Origin of the sequence: Porphyromonas somerae (assembly GCF_022845615.1) — a bacterium.
Taxonomy (GTDB): domain Bacteria; phylum Bacteroidota; class Bacteroidia; order Bacteroidales; family Porphyromonadaceae; genus Porphyromonas_A; species Porphyromonas_A somerae.
This window is the reverse complement of record NZ_AP025559.1, coordinates 651,232-672,750: the sequence shown is the minus strand read 5'-3', so window position 1 is coordinate 672,750 and position 21,519 is coordinate 651,232. Positions and strand designations below refer to the sequence as shown.

Here is a 21,519-nt window from a genome sequence, read left to right as displayed (position 1 = left end):
GACAAAGGAAGTGATAGCATGGAAAGCAGACAGATACATATCATAAACGGTCCCAACCTCAATATGCTAGGGACAAGGGAGCCAGAGATATATGGGAGCACCCCATTTGATGAATACCTCGAACGCTTGAGGGACCTATTCCCGGCATGGGAATTGGTCTACTTCCAAAGCAATCACGAAGGAGACTTAATTGATTATATGCAGAGCCAAGCCCCCTACTCTAGTGGGATGATTCTCAATGCTGGTGCCCTCTCACACTACTCCTATGCCCTACAGGATACGGTGCGTGCGATAGAGTGTCCTGTAGTAGAGGTGCATATTAGCAACCTTGCTACACGGGAGCCTCACCGACACATCACCCTCCTGAGCGAGGTGTGTGTAGGGACCTTGATGGGGTTTGGACTAGATGGATACCGCTTGGCTGTTGCACACTTAATTGCTAGAAGGTAAAAGAAAGAAAGAAAGAAAGTATATATTACGATTGATTGATTATGGACAATAAAAGGACAAAAATAGTTGCCACAATTTCTGACCAAAGATGTGACACAGAGTTTCTTAAAAGGTTATTTGATGCCGGTGTTAATGTCGTTCGACTCAACTCGGCACATATTGATAAGGAGGGGTTTGATCGGATAATTGACAACGTCCGTAGCGTAGATCCTCAGGTACCAATTATGATTGATACCAAGGGGGCAGAGGTACGCACCACAAAGTTTGAGCATCAAGCTAACCTCGTAGCCGGAAATAAGATCACCATAGCGGCCGACCCTAAGGGAACCTCCACCGAAGCCTGCATTTATGTGAATTACAAGAACTTTGTACACGATGTACCTGTAGGGGCTCGCATCCTGATTGATGATGGTGAAGTGGGTCTTAAGGTATTGGACAAGGACGCAGAGAAGCTCTACTGTGTGATAGAGAATGATGGCGTCTTAGGCTCTCGCAAGAGTGTCAATGTGCCTGATGTCCATATCAATCTACCTGCAGTGAGTGACCGAGACCATCAATTCATCCTCTATGCGATAGAGAGAGGGCTTGCGTTTATCGCTCACTCCTTTGTACGTAGCCATAAAGATGTGGATGAGGTACGCCGTATCCTAGATGAAAATGGTGGCGAGGCGATCAAGATTATCTCTAAGATTGAAAATCAAGAGGGAGTAGATAATATTGATGAGATCATTGATGCCAGCTATGGTATTTTGATCGCTCGAGGCGACCTTGGCATTGAAATAGACTTCGAGAAGATTCCAGCCATCCAAAATGATATTGTACACCGCTGTATCCTGAAGAAGAAGCCAGTAATCATTGCCACACAGATGCTCCACAGCATGATCCACAATCCTCGCCCTACTCGTGCAGAGGTATCGGATGTCTCTAGTGCTATCTTGATGAATACTGATGCGGTGATGCTGAGTGGGGAAACTACCAATGGTAAATACCCTGTGGATGCAGTTAAGACGATGAAGCGTATCATCGTAGAGGCGGAGAAGCATCTTAGCTATCGGGGCGGTATTAAGCTTCGCAAGGGCGAAAATGATATCCTAGGGGTTACTAGCTACCTAGCAAAGTACACCGTGAAGTCCACCCTCCGGCTTGGAGTGAAGGCGATCATCACAGATGTGGCTTCGGGAAGATGTGCACGCAACCTAAGTGCCTACCGAGGAGAGGCTCCGATCTATGCTATTTGTAAGGATCAATACATTACCCGTCAGCTCAATCTCTCTTTCGGTGTCTATCCTATCTACCTAAGTCATGAGGGATACAATAGGCGCCAGTATTATGTCAAGGCGGTAAAGACACTTTTGGAGCGTGGCCTACTGAAGACAGATGACCTCATCGCCTATATTGGTGGTACCCTAAGCAATGAGGTGGGCACTACCAGCCTTGAATTTAATAGAGTAAGTGACCTACTTGACTTCTATAGCGAGGAAGAGCAAAAGAAATGAATCGGCGATTAGAGGAGCTAGCAAGGGAGGAGTACATCGCCACCCACTCCTCACCAGAGCCAGATCTATTGGCCAAAATCAGTAGAGAAGCTCACCTCACGCTCACCCATCCCCGCATGGTGTCTGGGCATATTCAGGGCTTGTTTCTCCAGATGATTGTAGAGCTGATGAAGCCCTCAAAGGTACTAGAGATAGGCACTTTTGTCGGTTATGCTACCATTGCCCTCTCCACGGCTCTGCCGAAGGGAGCAAAGCTCACCACGATAGAGCTGAATGACGAATTGCGTAGTCGTATCCTTGACCACCTCCAGCAAGCGGGCGTAGAGGATCGAGTGGAGCTACTGATGGGTGATGCTCTTGAGATCATCAGCGAGCTACCGCTAGAGGAGTACCAGCTAGTCTACCTTGATGCCAATAAGGCTCAATACCCTGAGTACTACCAATTGCTCGCCTCTCGCCTCCCCAAGGGCGCCCTCATATTGGCCGATAACACGCTTTGGGGCGAAAAAGTATGGCACGATAATTTTCACGATCCACAAACTGTGGGAATACGTAGATTTAACCAACTTGTGGCCGAAGATCAGAGGGTATCGAAAGTGATCCTCCCGATGCGAGATGGGCTCACAATGATCATGATTAACTAATAAAAGGAGATAACTATGGATCAACTAAGAACTAAAAAAGTAGCACGAGAGATACAACGCCAACTAGGAATACTATTTCAGGAGGAGACCCGTAAAACCAAAGGGATCATGATATCGGTAACGGAGGTACGGCTCTCACCTGACCTAAGTAGTGCTCGAGTGTACCTCAGCATCTTCCCCGATGAAAGGGCGGAGGAGATGATGAAGTGGATTAAAGAGAATGCTTCGACGGTTCGCTATGACCTAGGCAATCGGATGGCGTCACAACTAAGACATATCCCAGAGCTTATCTTTGAGATAGATAATAGTGAGGCCTACGCTCAGCGAATTGATGAACTACTGGGGCTAACTGACCAACCAACTAAGGAGTAATCCGCTTGGAGCTACTTCCTCTTTTAGGAAGCTTTCTACCAACCGTTCAGCCTATATGTCGTACCACTTCACCAATGCATTTAGGATTGCGTGGCGTTACTTTTTTTCGCCAAAGAGTACCCACGCAGTCAATATCCTATCTATCATAGCAGTGCTAGGAATCTCCCTAGTGACCACAGCTATGGTGGTGGTACTCTCTGTATTCAATGGCTTTGAGCTCTTCACCACCTCACAGCTCTCTAGCCTATCGCCCGAATATAAGTTACAGCGAAATGATGGGCAACCTTTTTCGCCCTCTGCCTTTGGGATTAGTGAGGGAGCTGGGGTGCTCGAAACGGAGGCAGTAGCACGGTTTGAGGATAATAGCACCGCTATCAAGTTGGTAGGATTGGGTGATGGCTACTCGGAGATAGTGCCATTGCAAGAGTATCTTTTTTCTGGAGACTTTGACCTTGGGACTACTGAGGTACCTACAGCTATCTTAGGCCTAGGGGTGGCGATGCCATTAGGGGCTGGAGCAGGATATGTCTCACCACTGGAGGTGATGCTGCCAAAGCGACTAGGGCGTATCTCTACCATCAACCCTCTTAGAAGCTTTCAGAGCGGTAGCTACCATATTACAGGCATTTTCAGTACCGATCAAGCAGAGGATACGGAGGTGGTATTTGTACTGCTAGATGAGGTGCGGAGACTTCTACAGTACGATGAAGATGAGGTAGGATATCTAGCCCTCTCAGCACCGATTGAGGTGCCAGAGGGCTTTGAGCTCCTCGACCGCTACCAGCAACACCCCGATGTCTATAAAATCCTACAGATAGAGAAGTGGTTTTCCTTTGTACTACTCCTATTTGTGCTATTGCTCTCCCTCTTTAGTGTGATCAGTACGCTTGGTATGCTGATTATTGAAAAGCGAGAAGATGCTCGCACGCTGATGTTTCTCGGAGCAAGGGATAGGATGATCAATTTGATTCCTTTGATTGAAGGGTGGCTACTCTCAGCAACGGGCTTGGTAATTGGTTTGGTGGTAGGGTCAGTATTGGTATGGCTCCAGCAGCAGTTTGGCTTTGCAAAGCTAGGAGGAGGAGGAGATACCTCAATGTTCCTCATCGAGGCCTATCCTGTAGACTACCGACCACTCGACCTACTGCTCGTCTCACTAGTGATCCTGGTGATTGGCATACTGAGTAGTCTCATTGCCTTCCGACTTTTCCGCTGGAATAAACGAGGGTAGGCTCTGCTTATTACGTTACTTGCAACTCCTATCCAAAGTACGGGGTTATGTATTAGAGGCGCGAAGGCACCTTTTTTTGTACCATGGGGGACTCACCTTTTCAGAGTTTGAAAAAACCGCTTAAAAAAGAGCAAAATGCGACCCTCATAACCCACTGAAATTCAAAACTATATACAAGCGTTAACCGAGTTGCAACTAAGCAATCGGCGAGATGCAACTCGGCAAATGCTTAGTTGCATCTCGCCGATTGCTTAGTTGCATCTCAACTTTTGACCTACCTGTACAGCGATATAGTAAGAGTAACCAAATACGTCACCCTTGTGCCTAAAATCGCCATATATGGTTGCCCCACTCTTTTTTTGGTACCTTTGTGCGAGGGAGTAAGTAATTAATTAGTAATAATATAACAAAGTAATATGATCAACTCACCCGCTGAAGTGCTAAAGAATACAGAGCAAATGGCACTTAATAAGTATCAGGGGTCGCAAATTAAGCTAGCAGTTCTAGGCATCCTAGGTGGTGCATTCATCTCTTTAGGTGGTTTATTTTCCTTTTATTTAGCCTACGGGTCACTAGGCATTACGGAGGGGTCTCCTGGTTTTTTCAGGCTCATACAAGGATTGTCTTTCCCCATTGGTCTAGTACTCATTTCATTAGTAGGAGGGGAGTTATTCACCGGCAATACGGCAGTCCTCTTCACTGGTGCTCGTAAAGGTTTTATCTCGTGGAGATACGTATTTGCCAACTGGCTGATGACATGGCTTACCAACTTTTTGGGTGCGGTACTGGTTTGTTTTTTTCTCGCACATCTAACAGGGTTACTACAAGTAGAGCCTTGGCAAAGTGGCATCGCTAGTATAGCTAGCAGTAAAGTTTCGCAGCCTTGGCACGTAATATTTCTAAAAGGGATTGGTGCCAATTGGTTGGTATGCCTTGCTATTTGGCTGGGAATGAGTTCGAATGAAATGTTTGGCCGATTGGTGGGGCTTTGGCTCCCTGTGATGGTCTTCGTGACGCTCGGTTTCGAGCATAGCATTGCTAATATGTTTTATATCCCTATGGGGATTATGTCGGGTGCCGATGTGACCGTATGGGAGATGGTTTGGAATAACTTGATTCCCGCGACACTTGGCAATATTGTAGGAGGAGCTATCTTGGTAGGTATGGTCTATAGCTATGCTTACGGATCAAAAAAGTAAACTATGAAAAGAGGAGTTATTTGGCTGGTACTAGTAGTTTTCAACACACTAGCATTGCAGGCTCAGAACATCACGCTTGGGGAGTGCCTAGAAGTGGCTACTGCTCACCACCCTACTACCGAACAGATGCAGCTCCAAGGGAAGCTTGGGGAAGAGCTACGCAAGGCCCTTTGGTTGGCTTACGTCCCACAGCTATCGCTAGAGGCCTCTGCTAATTATCTCAGCGATGTGGTAGAATTGGATATCAAGATGCCAGAGGTGATGGGGATCAAGGTGCCTCCTCCGGATCTGCCCAAGATACCTCACTTTCAGTACAATACCTACCTTCAGGTGACGCAACTGATTTGGGATGGTGGCAGAGTAAAAGCTGGCACCGAGGCGATAAAGTCGGAGACGGCGGCTCAACAAGCGAAGACTGAAGTTAGGGCTAAAAAGGTACGTGATGCGGTAGTGGAGCTCTACTTTGCTCTGCTATTAGTGGATAAGCAGATGGAGCTACAGAAGGTGGTGATAGAGGAACTCGCTCGCCAAGCCGATAAGGTTACTTCGTTACTGGCCACCGGGATGGCTAGCGAAAATGACCTAGATTTGGTTACTGTAGAACAAATCAAAGCAAAGCAAACGAGTGACCAACTCCAGCAAAGTCGGAAGGCTCTACTAGAGACGCTCTCCATATATACAGGGCTGAAGCTCTCTCAAGGGACGATGGCACAACTGCCAAGTTTACCCACCCTCCCCTCCAATACAGGGACTCGGGTGGCACCCAATAGGGTTGAGCATCTGCTACTGGATAGCCGGCTGAGGAGCTTATCGGCTGATTGGAAGGCCTATCTAGCTAAAGGAATGCCTACTTTGGCTCTATTTGCTAGAGGGGGATATGGTCGACCTGGTCTGAATATGATGAACCCCGACCCTTCATTCTACTACATTGCAGGAGCGAAGCTGAGCTGGAACTTTGGCAAACTATACGATCTTTCGACACAAAAAAAGAAGCTCCACCAAAGTCAACGTCTGGTAGAGCTGGAGCGAGCATCACTCGAAAAGGAGTTCCAACGTGAACTGAGTGAAGCATACAATGAAGTAGAGAGGTATGAGACACAGATCACTAGCGACAGACTGCTAGTGGAAACCCTAGAGCGGGTGCTGGATCGCACTAAGAAGAGTGAAGAGGAGGGTACACTTGCCACCTCGGAGTATTTGGAGCAGAAGAGCAAACTAGATGCAGCCAAAAGGACACTAGAGGTAGACCAACTACAGCTCTTAAGGGCTAAGTATCGTGTACAAAATAGATTAGGACTATGATAAAAAGGAATCAATGGGATCATTGGATGGGGTGGCTAGCAGTGGCTACTGCTACACTTTTCCTATCGGCTTGCCACAACCAGAAAAGCGAGGTAATTGGCTCGGGGAGCTTTGAAGCAACCGAGGTGCTGGTCTCTAGCGAGGTGAATGGCAGAGTACTGGAGTGGAATATTGAAGAGGGAAGCACCATTCAGCAAGGGGAGCAAGTAGGATTGGTAGATACTACTCAGCTATTTCTACAGCGTGAGGCACTCCTTCGCTCGGGCAAAGGGGTAAGGGCGAATCAGCCAAATATCGCAACTCAGACCAAAGCTCTGGAGGTAAAGTTGGAGGAGCTACAATCCAATCGCGACCGAACCGCTCGTCTGCTAAAAGCTGGGGTGGCGACACAGAAGCAACTGGATGACCTAGATAGTGGCATAGCTGCCGTAGAAAGTCAGCTCTCGGCTGCTCGCAGTACGCTTTCTAATCAAAGTAGTCAGATTACTGCCCAAAGCTCTGCCATAGACATACAGGTGGCACAGGTGGATGATTTGATTGAGCGATCAAAGATTGCGGCACCGATCAGCGGTACGGTACTAGCCAATTATATTCACCGTGGGGAACTAGCAGGGCAGGGGCGCCCACTATTTAGAGTGGGCAATCTTGAGACGCTATTCCTAAGAGCCTACGTACAGAATGACCAATTGGGCACTCTCCACCTAGGCGATGAAGTAAAGGTGCAGGTGGATGGAGAGAATGGAGAGAAGCGTAGCTACCCAGGTAAGATCTCCTGGATCTCTAGTCGGGCAGAATTTACGCCCAAGACGGTACAGACCGATGATGAGCGCTCCAATCTAGTCTATGCCATTAAGGTGCGTGTGCCTAATTCTGATGGCACTCTTCGGATAGGAATGTACGGAGAGGTAGTACGATAAAAGTGTGGTATGAGTGTCGTACAGAGTGAGAAAGCAGCAGCCATATCGGCAGAGGGACTACGACTTACTTTTTCATCCCCTACAGGGGGGAAAGTAGGTGTAGGGACTGCTCCCGGTGGGTTGACCTTTGAAGTGGAACAAGGGGAAATCTTTGGGGTGATCGGTCCTGACGGGGCTGGCAAAACCACGCTTTTCCGACTGCTCTGCTCTCTAATGCTACCCGAGAGTGGTACCGCCCGAGTAGTGGGGTATGATGTAGTGAAGGACTACAAAGCACTGAGACAGGTAGTGGGCTATATGCCGGGCACCTTTTCGCTCTATCCCGATCTATCGGTGGAGGAAAATCTCAATTTCTTTGCCACCATCTTTAATACGACTATCGCCGAGAAGTACGATCAGATAAAGGACATCTACAGTCAGATAGAGCCTTTTAAGCACCGCAAGGCAAAGTCACTTTCGGGAGGAATGAAGCAAAAGCTGGCACTCTCCTCAGCCCTCATTCACAGCCCCGAGATACTCTTTTTGGACGAACCGACTACTGGCATTGACCCGATCAGTAGAGTAGATCTTTGGAATATGCTTCATAAACTCTCAAAGCAAGGGGTAACCATCGTGGTCTCAACTCCCTATATGGACGAAGCAAAGCAGTGTGACCGCTTGGCCTTTATGCAAGAGGGAAATTTTCTCACGATTGATAGTCCTGAGCAGCTCACCAAGCAATACCCCTACCCCATCTTTGAGGTGAAAGGGGAGAATCGACTGGAGCTTCTCGCAAGGCTCAGTAGCTTTCCGAAGGCGATCAATAGCTTTGCCTTTGGCGATGTCTTTCACATTACTACCGAGGCAGGAGTAGAAGCGAGCGATATTGCCCGACATATTGGAAGTGGGGAGGTTCGCCCCATCACAGCTGGATTGGAGGATGCCTTTTTACTACTTTCCAAAACCGAATAAGGGAGCCTATGAGAGTCAGCGATCAAAATGAAATAGTGATTGAGGTCAAGGAGCTCACCAAGGCGTTTGGTAGTTTCTTGGCGGTCAATCATATCTCCTTTGAGGTGAGAAAGGGAGAAATCTTTGGCTTCCTTGGGGCCAATGGAGCAGGCAAGACCACGGCGATGAAGATCCTATGTGGATTGAGCAAACCAACGAGTGGCGAGGGACAGGTGGCTGGGTGCGATATCCTGCATGAAAACGAAGAGATCAAGAAGCATATCGGCTATATGAGCCAGAAGTTTGCCCTATATGAAGATCTTACGGTAGAGGAAAATATCCGTCTCTTTGCTGGCATCTATCGCATTCCCAATTCCGAAATCAAGCAGAAAACCACTCAGCTACTAAAGCGTCTTGACTTTTTGGAATACCAAAAGACCTTGGTGAAGAAGCTGCCACTTGGGTGGAAGCAGAAGTTGGCCTTCTCCATTGCTATCTTTCACCAACCTCAGATCGTATTTCTCGATGAGCCGACAGGAGGGGTGGATCCTATTACTAGGAGACAATTTTGGGAACTGATCTACGAGGCGGCCTACGGTCAAGGGATTACAGTATTCGTCACCACGCACTATATGGATGAAGCGGAGTACTGCGATAGGGTCTCTATTATGGTGGATGGTGAGATTAAGGCTATGGGGACTCCTGATGAGCTCAAAGAAAAAACGGGAGCACGCAATATGGATGAGGTATTTAAGCAATTGGCAAGAGAGGGGAGGCGAGTAGAATGAAAGTGTCAGGTATCAAGCAATTCCATGCCTTTGTCTCTAAGGAGTTTATCCATATCTTTAGAGACCCTTATACATTGCTAATTCTGCTACTTATGCCGGTGGTGGAGTTACTACTCTTTGGCTTTGCACTCAATATGGAGGTGACCAATATCCGTACCGCATTAGTCACCTTGGAGCCAGATAGATACACGCAGCGACTAGAGGCGAAGATCCGAAGTCATCCCGACTTTATCCTCTATGAGGAACACCTTTCGGTGGCTGAGGCGGAGGAGCTACTTCAAAAGGATAAGTTGGATCTCTTCATTGTGATGCCCACCGCCTTTGAGGCAAGTATCTACCGAAAACAGCCGACGCAGGTGCAGATGGTGGTGGATGCCTCCGACCCTAATGCGGGAGAGATACGGGTATCCTACGCCTCTGCATTGCTACAAAGTGTAGTGCTAGAGGATATTGGCGGCGGTAGCCAACTTCCCTATTCTATAGAGGTCAATAGCCGAATGCTCTATAATCCAATGATGAAATCGAGCTACAACTTTGTGCCAGGAATTATGGGACTGGTTCTGATTGTGCTCTGCACCATTATGACTAGCGTGAGCATCGCTCGCGAGAAGGAGCGAGGGAGTATGGAACTGCTACTAGTCTCTCCAGTGCACGCCACTACCATGGTTCTAGCGAAAGCGGTGCCCTACTTTGTGGTGTCGCTCATCAACATTGCTTCTATCCTGATACTCTCCTACTTTGTGCTAGGAGTACCCATCCGAGGTTCGTTGTTGCTCATCATCTTGGTTACAATGCTCTACGTACTCGTTGCCCTTGCCATTGGATTGGCGATCTCCAGTCTGGTTAGCCAGCAGAGAGATGCAGTGGTGGTCTCAGGCTTTGGTATGATGATGCCCACTATTCTACTCACAGGTATGCTCTTTCCCTTAGCTAATATCCCGGCCGCCCTCCGATGGATCTCCTATCTCGTGCCAGCCACCTACTACATCGGTGCCACACGAAAGGTAATGATACAGGGGCTCTCCTTTATGGGAATATGGCAAGAGGTTCTTGCCCTCACCCTCTTTGCGGTGCTGATGCTCACCATCGCGATTGTAAGTATTCGCCCAAGATTGAAGTAGAAAGATGGTACTAGGTTATTTACTTGAAAAGGAGTTCAAACAACTCTCTAGAAACCCTGTCATTGTTGGGGTGCTGATATTCTACACCATTATGGTGCTCTTCTTCTTTCCTTGGCCAGTAACTCAGGAGCTGAAGTCACTTAAGATTTCCATAGTCAATAGCGATACAGGCGGTTATGCCCAAAGGTTGATCGGGAAGCTGAAGGCAACGAAAAGCATAGAGGTGCAAAGTATTTACCCCGACTATCCATCTGCCTTGAATGATATTGAGCAAGGGAAAGCAAAGGCAGTGATGGTCTTTTCCAAAGATTTTAGCGAAAAGCTACAGCTACAAGAAGAGCCTTCGATTCAGCTGCTCATCAATGCGGTGGATGGCACTCAAGCGGGACTAGCACAGAGCTACTTACTCCGATTGGTACAACATTATTCGAAGCAATTACGGATGGAGGAGCTTGGGCTTTCGCAAGAAGAGATCGAACCAATAGCCGTACTCCCAACCTATCGGTACAATAGTACACTCAATTACAAGTACTTTATGCTACCTGCCTTGCTGGTCATTATGCTCACCATGTACTGCAGTATATTCCCAGCTATGAGCATTGTACAAGAGAAGGAAAAAGGGACACTCCAGCAACTCAATGTGACCCCTATCCGTCGCTCCACCCTTATCCTCTCCAAGATTATACCGTTTTGGATATTGGCAATCATCTCTGTCCTCATCAGCATTCCGGTTATCTATTGGGTCTATGGGCTAGCATTCCAAGGGAGCATACTTCTCTACCTATTTTGCGTATTGATCTTTGCTATCGCTCTTTCGTTTATGGGGGTAATTCTCTCCAACTTTTCTGAGACATTGCAGCAATCAATGTTCCTCACCCTCTTCTTTATCCTCATATTTTTCCTAATGAGTGGGCTTTTCTCCCCTGTTGATGCCATGCCAGCTTGGGCAAAGGTGATCGCCTACGCCAACCCCCTCACCTACTTTAATCGCCTCACCCGAATGGTCTACCTACGTGGATCTGGTTTCCTAGAGATAGTCCCCGACCTTTTGGCTCTTCTCGTATTCCTAGTGGTATTTGGGGTTATTGCGGTAGTGACGCACAAGAAACGAGCCGACTGACAATTGGGCCGATTGGCAAGGTTATTGCTAGTAATAGGATAGAAACATAAATCAAATAAGAAGATATGAAGAAAGATAAGGATATAGAGAGAGAGGAGCAACTCCTCAATGAGGAGCAGGTTGAGACCTCCGAGAACATGGAAACAACTCAAGAGGAGCAACCAACAGAAGTAGATGAGGTAGAGGCACTGAAGAGCGAGCTAGAGACGCTTCAAGACGACTACCTAAGATTGCGTGCGGAGTACGAAAACTACCGCAAACGCACACTGAAGGAGAAGAGCGACCTCATCAAATATGGCGGTGAGAAGATAGTGGGGGGCTTCCTAGATATTATGGATGATATCGAACTAGCCATTAAGAATATGAAGCAGGCGGAGTCGGTAGAAGGCTTAGTGGAGGGAGTAGAGATCATACAAAATAAGTTTGTCTCTGCCCTCAAGGCACAGGGGGTCAATGCCATGGAGGTGATCGGCAAGGACTTCGATGCCGACCAACACGAAGCAGTCGCTATGGTACCTACCGAGGAGGCAGATAAAAAGGGCAAGGTGATTGATTGTGTACAGACTGGCTACACCCTCAATGACAAGGTAATTCGTCACCCCAAAGTGGTGGTAGGCAATTAATAGCAGAGGAGCAAGACAATAATGGCAGAAAAGAGAGACTACTACGAGGTCCTTGGTGTCAGTAAAGGTGCCTCGGACGATGAGATAAAAAAGGCATACCGCAAGACTGCACTTAAATATCACCCCGACCGAAACCCTGGTGACAAAGAAGCTGAGGAGAAGTTTAAGGAGGCAGCAGAGGCGTATGACGTCCTTAGCAATCCCGATAAACGAGCTCGCTACGACCAGTATGGACATGCAGGAGTAGATGGCAACGCTGGATTTGGAGGTGCTGGTGGCATGTCCATGGAGGATATCTTCAGCCAGTTTGGTGACCTCTTCGGAGGTATGGGCGGCTTCGGTGGCTTTGGAGGCTTCAGTGGCTTTGGAGGAGGCGGAGGAAGCACCGTCAATTATGGCAGTGACCTTCGCGTTCGTATCCATGTGACGCTACAGGAGGTACTCAATGGCACCACCAAGAAGATCAAGGTAAAGAAAAACGTAGCTTGTAGCCACTGCCACGGCTCAGGTGCAGAGGCGGGAAGTAGCAAGGAGACTTGCCCTACCTGTCACGGTTCGGGTCGTGTCATTCGGACGCAAGATAGTATCTTCGGACGCATGCAAACCCAGTCCACCTGTACCACCTGTAATGGTACGGGACAAGTGATCAAGAATAAGTGTACCCACTGTTCGGGCACTGGGATAGAGCAAGGCGAAGAGTTGATAGAGATCAATGTGCCAGCCGGTGTCGCCTCGGGTATGCAAATGACCCTGCGTGGCAAGGGAAATGCAGGACCGAATGGAGGACCGAATGGCGACCTACTAGTGCAGTTTGAGGAGATCAGCGATGCAGAGTTTATCCGCAACGGCAATGATGTGGTTTACAACCTACTCATTCCTGTCACTACAGCTCTACTAGGCGATAAAGTGGTCGTACCCACACTTGATGGCAAGGTTAAGGTAACCATCGAGCCTGGAACTCAGTCGGGCAAGATATTGCGACTGAGGAATAAGGGACTACCAAGTGTGAGAGGGGCCGGCAAGGGCGATCAGTTGATCGTCGTACACATCTTTATCCCAGACAAGCTAGATGCGAAGGATAAGAAACTGATAGAGCAGCTCAGTCAAAGCAAGCACTTCGAGCCTTCCGAGGCCGATAAACGCAAGCTAATCGAGCAGCAACGAGCCAGATACGAAATGTAAAGATAAAAAACACCCTAGCGGGTGTTTTTTTTTGCTCATTATTATACCCCGAAGGGGTTCGTCCGACTCATCCGACTTGTCCGATAAGGCACCCCAAAAAGAGCACCCGACAGGGTGCCACTCAGCTAGCCCCCAGTCGGAGGGGGCAGAAGCCCCCGAACGACCGGCGGGAAACGAGGTACCCACCCCAACACACGACCCTTGTAGTCGCACAAACCTATCCAAGTGCGACCACAAGGGTCGAATAATATTTACCGTCACCTATCCCGCCGGTCATCGGCTCTACGAACCTCGACCGGTGGCTAGCTGGGTGGCACCCTCGCGGGTGCTCCGACTCGTCCGACTTGTCCGACTCGTCCGATAGGGCCCTTGCAACCCGTTGTGAGAGACTTAGAAGAAAGCCTTCTTTATCTCATCTACCAATGATAGCTGCTCCCAAGTGAAGAGCTCCACCTCCTTATCCACAGCCTGTCCGTATGGGTCATCGAAGTGCTTCACCACACTGCGAGGGGTACGTCCCATGTGACCATAGGCCGACGTCTCCCTGTAGATTGGGTGCTTCAGCTTCAGCGACTCCACGATACTGTAAGGGCGAAGGTCATAAACCTCCAGTAGCTTCCGTGCAATCTCAGAGTCACTATACCCCACATTGCTACGGCCATAGGTATCCACGAAGAGACTTACTGGCTCCGCAATACCAATCGCATAAGCCACCTGAATCTTCACTTCATCAGCCACTCCAGCAGCCACAAGGTTCTTAGCGAGGAAGCGTGCCGCATAGGCAGCCGATCTATCCACCTTCGAACTATCCTTTCCACTAAAGGCTCCACCACCGTGCGACGACTTACCACCATAGGTATCCACAATGATCTTACGACCCGTCAACCCCGTATCACCAGCGGGACCACCGATTACAAACTTACCAGTTGGATTAACGTGAAGAATCACCTTATTATCAAAAAGCTTCTGCACCTCTGGTGAGTACTTTTCCACCACACGAGGGAGCAAAATAGAGTGAATATCCCGCCTGATCTGCTCCTGCATGATCCTATCCGCCTCCTCCTGCGAAAGCCCCGCATGAGGCTTCACAAAGTCATCGTGCTGTGTACTCACCACAATCGTATGCACACGCTCAGGAGTGCGGTCAAGGTTGTACTCTAGCGTCACCTGACTCTTAGCATCGGGGCGAAGGTAAGGCATCAAGTCCGGCTCCTCCTTACGGATACGGGAGAGCTCCTGAAGGATCGTATGAGATAGCTCAATAGGGAGTGGCATATAGTTATCACTCTCCTTAGTGGCATACCCAAACATCATTCCCTGGTCCCCAGCACCCTGCTCAGCAAGGTCCTGACGCACCACACCACGGTGGATATCAGGGCTCTGCTCCTTAATCGCCGTGAGGATGCCACACGAATTGCCATCAAAGAGATACTCCGCCTTATTGTAACCAATATCATTGATCACCCCTCTCACCACGGAAGGGATATCCACATAAGCCTGCGATGAAAACTCACCCGAAATCATCACCTGCCCAGTGGTCACAAGGGTTTCACACGCCACTTTACTCTCCTCATCAAAAGCGAGGAACTGGTCTAGGATTGCATCCGAAATTTGGTCGGCCACTTTGTCAGGATGTCCCTCACTTACCGACTCTGAAGTAAATAAATAACTCATAATAAAACCATCTGTCTTATATAAGGCCAAATAGACGAGGCAAGAACTCTCCACAGATAGCTAAAGGGGTGTCAAAAACCAGTCTGTCAGAAGATACAGTGACTGGTAGGGTCACTCATTTAGCATTTTTTACCGTGGTTGCAAGCAAGCACAAATCTCTCCACGACTATCTAGCGATAATATTAATAATTTCTTTCGTTCCGCAAAGGTAGCAAAATAGTTGGCATCCACCACAAGATTAACCTCTAAAAATGATTAACTTTGAACTTCCAATCAAGTTCAATATGAAAAAGAGCCGATTGATCACCTCATACGCAACCAATGGAGATAGTGGTTTTGCCTGCCTAGCTATGGTGGCAACCCACTATCACATCACCCTGCCCTCATCCTTTTTTGATCAGAATGCACAAAGCACCCTCATCACCCTCGCCAAGCATGCTGAAAGCCTAGGACTGAGAAGTATCGGGGGTCACATTTCAAAGGAGAAATTAGCCACCCAAGCCCAGCTCCCCTGCATCATTCCATGGAGCAATGGTGACTTCGTGCTACTTGAGAAGGTAACTAAAAAGTGGAGAAAAGAGCGTACATACCATATCATTGACCCCTCCAACCCGAAAGAAGCCTACCAATGCTACGACGAGAGCGACTTCATCTCCCATTGGGGCAAAGGAGGTCTTGGTGCTGCACTGCTACTAGAGCCATCACCATTGCTACAATCACCCAAGATCACCCAAAGCAAACTCACCTTTCTCTGGAGCTACCTACAGCGATACCGCTCCCTATTCATACAGATTATGCTAGGCCTTTGGGTTGTAGCACTACTTCAGTTACTATTTCCATTCCTCACACAGGCAGTAGTCGACTATGGTATCGGACAGCGACAGATCAGCTTTGTATGGCTCATACTCATCGCACAACTGATGCTGATATTCAGCCGTACCGCGATAGACCTCTACCGAGATATCATCTTACTTCACATCGCTAGCCGACTCAATATATCACTCATCTCCGACTTCTTCATCAAGCTGATGAGACTGCCCATCGCTTTCTTTGATCAGCGACAATTAGGCGATCTCCTCCAAAGGATTGAAGACAATCAGAGGGTGCAAAACTTCCTCACCTATAGCCCCATCAGCCTTCTCTACTCCCTTTTCACATTTCTACTCTTCAGCATCGTCCTCACCCTATACCATTGGGGTATATTCCTCATCTTCGTGGCCGGGACAGTAGTTTATGTCGTATGGAAAGCCCTTTTCCTCAAAAAGCGAAAGCAACTGGATTATCAGCTCTTCGCAAAAGAGAGCGAAAATAGCAACGTCACCTACCAGCTCATCAATGGCATGCAAGAGATAAAAATACAAGGGTGCGAACAGCCAAAGCGGTGGGAGTGGGAGCATGCTCAAGCAGGGCTCTTCAAAGTCCATCTTAAAAGCCTCAACCTCCAACAAACTCAGGCTGCAGGCTGCACAGCCATTAGAGAGGTCAGCAACGTCATCATCACCATCATCTCCGCTACAACCGTCATCAATGGAGATCTAACACTCGGTATGATGCTAGCCATCCAGTCCATCGTTGGGCAACTCAATAGCCCCGTAGAGCAACTCATTGGATTTATCTACTCATGGCAAGATGTCAGCATCAGCCTTGATAGAGTCCAAAAGATTCACCACCATAAGGATGAGGATAGCGATACCTCCCTCCTCCCCACTGGTCAAATAAAGAGCGATATCCACCTCAGCCATCTCTCCTTCAAATATCTACCCAATAGTCCAAGAGACACTCTCCATGATATCTCACTCACCATACCTCACGGCAAGATTACCGCCATCGTGGGACCAAGTGGAAGTGGCAAAACCACCCTCCTCAAGCTACTTCTAGGCTATTACCAAGCCTCACTAGGGGAGGTAAAACTAGGCTCCACCCCTCTAGATCAATACAGCCTAGAGTGGTGGCGTAGTCAGTGCGGCGTAGTGATGCAAGATGGCTACCTATTCTCCGATACCGTGGCAAAGAATATCGCGCCCTCCAATATCCTACCCGATGAAAAACGACTACAAGAAGTGATCCAGTTAGTTGGCCTCTCCAACTGGATCGCCCAGCTCCCTCACGGCATCAATACCCTCATAGGCGGAGAAGGGCAAGGAGTTAGCGAGGGACAAAAACAGAGAATACTCATCGCAAGGATGCTCTACAAAGAGCCAGACATACTACTTTTAGACGAAGCTACAAGTCATCTTGATAAAGATAGAGCCACCCAATTGATAGCGCAGATTTATCGCCACACTAGGGGCAAAACGATCATTGTGATCGCACATCAGCTAGCCACCATTCAGCAGGCCGATCAAATCATATACCTCAGCAAGGGGCAGGTAATAGAGCGTGGTACCCACCAACAGCTCATGGAGAAAAAAGGCGAATACTACAGACAAGCACTTAAGGAGTCTAACTATGAAAAGTAATAAAGAGATAGATATTGAAGGCAAAGTACCCTCTAGCCTTACCATAGTAGGGCTTTCACTCATTGCTATCGCACTGGTCGGCATCATCGTCACCACCTACCTACTACCCTACGAGAGGAAGATGACTGGTACAGCTATGCTCAGCGATCTAACCCCCTCCAACGACAGTATCAAGGGAGTACTCCTACTAGAGCTCCAAGAGGAGCTACCTAACCACCTAATGCACTCCTCCGGCATTCCCATTCAGCTACGAGCAGATGAAAGAGTTATCAACGCCACACTTCTCAGCATCACTCAAGTAGACAGCATCAATACATTCCAAGCTAATTGCCTGATAGCACCCACAGACACCACATTTCTCCACGTCCAAGAACTTACCGCCACCCTCCACGTTACCCCCACTAGCTTCACCCAAAAACTATACTCTCTATTCATCGCCAATTGATCCCCAAAGCAATACACAGGACGTTCGAGCACCCACCGAAAAAGGACCTCGGCAGAGGTCCGTGCTAAATAGGCACAGGTCGAGGGCGAAGCCCGAAGTGTATAGGAGACCACCACACCCCACGACCCTGGCCGAGGGGTCGGACAAACCCTATCTCTAGGTCTGACCCCTCAGCCGGGGTCATGGATATAGACCGCCTATCTGTACACAGGTCATGCGGGGCTAACGCCCCTTTGACCTGTGCCTATTTAATAGGAACCCCTCAGCCGGGGTCCTTACCATTGACCCAAGCGTCCGACCTGTCCGACTTGTCTGACCCGTCCGACTTGTCCGATAAGCCCCCCCAAAAAAAGAGCACCCGACCCGTCCAATAAGGTGGCTACTCCTTTAGTAGGGCAGCAATCACCTGGTGCCACTCACTGGGAGAGAAACCCGAGGCAGGGTGCTGCACAGGCAATACCCGCACCTCATGGCCATTCCGCAAAGGGTAAATCCACGTCTCCACTCCACAGCAGTCAGCACCTTGATGACCCGCTTCGGGCAGATGGTCATAAAGTCGGCTTCTACCCCATACCAGTACCACATCGGGCTGATACTCCTCCAGCACCTCTATGAAAGCAGCCTCCGAAGCCACCAGCATCTCTTTTGTAGGTGCAGTACGAGGGCCAGTAAGAGGTTGTTGGACAAAGTTGTAGTAGAGCACCTCATCCCACACTGCCTCCGAAGAGAAGCGATCCTCCTGACGCCCACTCAGCGCACTTGCAAACTTTGTGTAGGTATTCATCCACCTTTCAAAGTCACAAGAGCGGTCAAACTGCCACTCAAATACCCTCTTAGTGATGTCGGGAGTTGCGTCACTGGGGTTGTCACAATAGTGGCTCTCCCCCAACACCATCACACGCTTGCCCCATCTGGAGCGATCATAGCTTCTCCCTACTCTCGGTAGAAACTTCACGTTATGCATCATAGTTATTAATTAATAAGTATCATGAGAATGTTGCACGAAGTGCCATTCTCTCGCATTTGCTAAAATTTACTGAGACTTTGCACAAAGGATGAGATGCAAGGCGCTGAGGATGAGGGCGAAGGGAGCGTACTAGCGTACGTGACCTAGCCCGAATTCCGAAAGCAACGCAGCAGATCGCCTTTGTGCAATAGTCTCTACTTGTCCTTATTATATAGGTGATACAAGTCATCGACCCATTTCACAAACTCCTGACGCACCCACTCCGGCTCCAACACCTCAATCGTTCCACCCATCGATAAGAGGGTCTGAAAGAGGTCAAAGGTAGGGCGGAGCTTGTACTTAAAAATAACGTAGTTACCATCCTCCTTACAGGGGTACTCCTTCTGCGAATGATGCAGCGGAAGTGTCCGGATATAATTCGCCTGCTTCCTTGTCGCCCTGATCGTGATATACTCGAAGGGGTCATCGCCAAGTATGATCCCATAGCAATCCTCAAAGAGCGACTCCATATTAAACTCCTTAGGATACTCAAAAGTCTCCTCCAAGAGCGTCAGGCCATGCAAACGATCCAACCCATAGATCTTTAGCCCTGTAGAGAGATCTATCCCCTCCTCATCGTAGCAACCAAAAGGCGATAGGTCAGACTCCTTCACCTCCTTCGCAATAAGATACCACCGCTGCTTAAATAGCCGAAGGGCAAAGGGATAGAGCCTTAGAGTAGCTGAACCACCAAGTGCAAAACTCTGATATTCAATCTCTATCTGACGATTCTGCTGAATCGCGTCTAGCAACTCAAATAGATAAACCGAATCATAGCTAGGCACCTCCTCAAAAATCACCCGATCATGGATGTCCTGATATTGATGAAAAAGAGTATTAAAGGTAAAGTTATCCAATAGCCATTGATTGATTTTCTTCTGACCACGAATAGAGTTGGTATCAATCGTATATCTATTTCCCGCCTTTTTATTGCAGCTAATCTCCACTTCAAAGAGCTCCATCACCGCATTCTTATGCTCATGGAAAGTCCGCTCCGACAGCGGTTCGCCCAACTCATTGAGAGGCGACTTCTCCCACTGCAGAGAGATCTCCTCACGTGTCAATCCACGTGAGCGAGCCAACGTATCATATAGCCATAGATATCTCTTCAGTAGTCGTGCTATACTTGTACGACCTGTACCACTATTACTTCTCGCCATAAAATCGGTCACTACTCATTAACGATTCATAGGCAAATATACCCAATGATACTGCAACATCTCCGCAGTACCCTACCACCCACCCCATATTTAACATTTACCCCCCCCAAAAAAACCTTGTCTGACCCGCCCTATAAGGCAACGTCAAAAAGCCCTGTCAAAGCGGGTAGCAAAGCTAAGCACCTCACGGCTGGGGATACCTAGCTTATTGGCGAGTTGTCTCCACCTCCTCATAGTCTCCGTAACCTCATCAATAATCCGCTGAGCAACCTCCTTCTCAAGCATATACTCCTCAGATGCATCTGCCAAAAAGTGCAAGTTAGCTTCACACGTATTGGAGTTGATGAGAAGACTTTGATATGGATTAAGCGTAGGGTTCATATCGTAAGCAGGAGACAAAGTCCATCCTTTAGCGGTCAATAAAAAACCATGGTTACGAAAGTGGTCATCACTATTACCAATACAGATATTAAAGGCCACCCTTCTATATAGTTCTTGTAGATTCGCTTGCACATCGGTACAATGCTGGATAATAAAATCAACAATATCTAGGTAACCAAAACCATTAGATGCATTGTCTCCATCACTCAACCCTAGCAAAGTCATTGCCGATGCAAAATGAATACGCTTATTCCCTTCCACCCTATCAAATCTACGTGATAATAGAGTATGATATGGAGTCTCTGTAGTTAACACCTTCGTATCAGCCACATCAATACCAGCCTCTTTTGCCAATAAGTGACAAACGTGCTCCCACAACCCTGCATCATAATCATCCTTCCTAGATGGAAACTTAGCGATGTATAAGGTTCCATCAGTATCTACCACATTAGCCTTTGGCCTAGCTCCACCAAGCGAGGAGCCAGGTTGCAATAGTTGTGTCAACCACTTCTTATCTGGCAATTCGCTCGCCTCCTCGCTTTGTTCTATTTCCTGGCTCGCCGCTTCCAAAGTCCTTAAATCAGTCAAAGGAGGCACCCTCAAGAACGGACTGTTATTGATAAATTTCCCATCAGCTACCTCCTTAAATCTAAAGCCACCCATACGAGAAAAGTCATCAATACCAAGGAGATAATCAAACGAGGTAATACGATGGAGAGGTCTTTGTTCTTCCATCGCTTGGATTTGCTCCCTACGCATAAAAAGCATCCTTCCCCAGCGATCTGGCAGTGCGTCTGAAAAGCAACCAAAAATCTCTTTACCCTCCTTGGTGTACTGCATACCAATAAACGGCTTAAGGTCAGCACTCAAATAGAGACTACCATAATCCCGAAGCCACTCTTTATCAAATGAGAAACCATAGCTATCAGACCCTCGAATCGATTCGTAAGACAATTCTCCGACCAGCCTAACCTCATCAAGCCAATCAAAATCAGCATATACCAGCAAACTTTTCATGA

General features: G+C 48.1%; 18 protein-coding genes and 1 pseudogene. 15 read left to right on the top strand and 4 right to left on the bottom strand.

The window, feature by feature from the left end; translation table 11 throughout:
* Positions 1–18: 18 nt before the first annotated feature.
* The 13 genes and pseudogenes from MWL85_RS02865 to dnaJ all read left to right on the top strand — a co-directional run bounded on the left by MWL85_RS02865 (position 19) and on the right by dnaJ (position 13,375).
* Positions 19–450, top strand: a complete 432-nt coding sequence (locus tag MWL85_RS02865; protein WP_070707008.1) for a type II 3-dehydroquinate dehydratase — start codon at positions 19–21, stop codon at positions 448–450.
* 41 nt (positions 451–491) lie between these two features.
* The gene (gene pyk, locus MWL85_RS02860) at positions 492–1,946 is read left to right on the top strand and encodes a pyruvate kinase (protein ID WP_244401340.1); all 1,455 of its coding nucleotides are present in this window, start codon (positions 492–494) and stop codon (positions 1,944–1,946) included.
* Positions 1,943–2,590, top strand: coding sequence for an O-methyltransferase (locus MWL85_RS02855; RefSeq protein ID WP_244401339.1), 648 nt, complete (start codon positions 1,943–1,945; stop codon positions 2,588–2,590). Before pyk ends, MWL85_RS02855 begins: the two co-directional genes overlap by 4 nt.
* 15 nt (positions 2,591–2,605) lie before the next feature.
* Complete coding sequence (gene rbfA, locus MWL85_RS02850; protein WP_018028170.1) at positions 2,606–2,962, top strand: 30S ribosome-binding factor RbfA; 357 nt, start codon at positions 2,606–2,608, stop codon at positions 2,960–2,962.
* A gap of 55 nt (positions 2,963–3,017) precedes the next feature.
* Complete coding sequence (locus MWL85_RS02845) at positions 3,018–4,193, top strand: FtsX-like permease family protein (protein WP_244401338.1); 1,176 nt, start codon at positions 3,018–3,020, stop codon at positions 4,191–4,193.
* A gap of 416 nt (positions 4,194–4,609) precedes the next feature.
* The gene (locus MWL85_RS02840) at positions 4,610–5,392 is read left to right on the top strand and encodes a formate/nitrite transporter family protein (RefSeq protein ID WP_244401337.1); all 783 of its coding nucleotides are present in this window, start codon (positions 4,610–4,612) and stop codon (positions 5,390–5,392) included.
* A gap of 3 nt (positions 5,393–5,395) precedes the next feature.
* Positions 5,396–6,694: a TolC family protein gene (locus tag MWL85_RS02835; protein ID WP_244401336.1), complete on the top strand. Its 1,299-nt coding sequence runs from the start codon at positions 5,396–5,398 to the stop codon at positions 6,692–6,694.
* A complete protein-coding gene (locus MWL85_RS02830; RefSeq protein WP_244401335.1) occupies positions 6,691–7,611 on the top strand; it encodes an HlyD family secretion protein in 921 nt (306 codons plus the stop codon). The genes MWL85_RS02835 and MWL85_RS02830 overlap by 4 nt, the downstream gene beginning before the upstream one ends.
* A 9-nt stretch (positions 7,612–7,620) precedes the next feature.
* A pseudogene (locus MWL85_RS11680) lies at positions 7,621–9,329 on the top strand (ATP-binding cassette domain-containing protein).
* Complete coding sequence (locus MWL85_RS02815; protein ID WP_244401333.1) at positions 9,326–10,450, top strand: ABC transporter permease; 1,125 nt, start codon at positions 9,326–9,328, stop codon at positions 10,448–10,450. Before MWL85_RS11680 ends, MWL85_RS02815 begins: the two are co-directional and overlap by 4 nt.
* Before the next feature lie 4 nt (positions 10,451–10,454).
* Complete coding sequence (locus MWL85_RS02810; RefSeq protein ID WP_244401332.1) at positions 10,455–11,570, top strand: ABC transporter permease; 1,116 nt, start codon at positions 10,455–10,457, stop codon at positions 11,568–11,570.
* A 65-nt stretch (positions 11,571–11,635) separates the two neighbouring features.
* The gene (locus MWL85_RS02805; protein ID WP_244401331.1) at positions 11,636–12,193 is read left to right on the top strand and encodes a nucleotide exchange factor GrpE; all 558 of its coding nucleotides are present in this window, start codon (positions 11,636–11,638) and stop codon (positions 12,191–12,193) included.
* A 21-nt stretch (positions 12,194–12,214) separates the two neighbouring features.
* Positions 12,215–13,375 (top strand): molecular chaperone DnaJ, encoded by a 1,161-nt coding sequence (gene dnaJ, locus MWL85_RS02800; RefSeq protein ID WP_018028180.1) that lies wholly within the window; start codon positions 12,215–12,217, stop codon positions 13,373–13,375.
* 390 nt (positions 13,376–13,765) lie between these two features.
* Here dnaJ and metK read toward each other — a convergent pair whose 3' ends face one another.
* A complete protein-coding gene (gene metK, locus MWL85_RS02795) occupies positions 13,766–15,049 on the bottom strand; it encodes a methionine adenosyltransferase (RefSeq protein ID WP_021903659.1) in 1,284 nt (427 codons plus the stop codon).
* Positions 15,050–15,300: 251 nt separating this feature from the next.
* Here metK and MWL85_RS02790 point away from each other — a divergent pair, with 251 nt between their 5' ends.
* On the top strand, positions 15,301–17,508 hold the full coding sequence (locus tag MWL85_RS02790; protein ID WP_244401330.1) for a peptidase domain-containing ABC transporter: 2,208 nt from the start codon (positions 15,301–15,303) through the stop codon (positions 17,506–17,508).
* A complete protein-coding gene (locus tag MWL85_RS02785; RefSeq protein ID WP_244401329.1) occupies positions 17,498–17,953 on the top strand; it encodes a hypothetical protein in 456 nt (151 codons plus the stop codon). Before MWL85_RS02790 ends, MWL85_RS02785 begins: the two co-directional genes overlap by 11 nt.
* Before the next feature lie 379 nt (positions 17,954–18,332).
* On the opposite strand, the gene MWL85_RS02780 is transcribed toward MWL85_RS02785, so the two are convergent.
* The 3 genes from MWL85_RS02780 to MWL85_RS02770 form a co-directional block, all read right to left on the bottom strand.
* Positions 18,333–18,920 carry a hypothetical protein gene (locus MWL85_RS02780; RefSeq protein ID WP_244401328.1) on the bottom strand — a complete coding sequence of 196 codons (588 nt, stop codon included), beginning with the start codon at positions 18,918–18,920 and terminating at the stop codon, positions 18,333–18,335.
* A 194-nt stretch (positions 18,921–19,114) separates the two neighbouring features.
* Positions 19,115–20,119, bottom strand: a complete 1,005-nt coding sequence (locus tag MWL85_RS02775; protein WP_244401327.1) for a helix-turn-helix transcriptional regulator — start codon at positions 20,117–20,119, stop codon at positions 19,115–19,117.
* A 144-nt stretch (positions 20,120–20,263) separates the two neighbouring features.
* Positions 20,264–21,517: a type II toxin-antitoxin system HipA family toxin gene (locus tag MWL85_RS02770; protein ID WP_244401326.1), complete on the bottom strand. Its 1,254-nt coding sequence runs from the start codon at positions 21,515–21,517 to the stop codon at positions 20,264–20,266.
* Between the last annotated feature and the right edge of the window lie 2 nt (positions 21,518–21,519).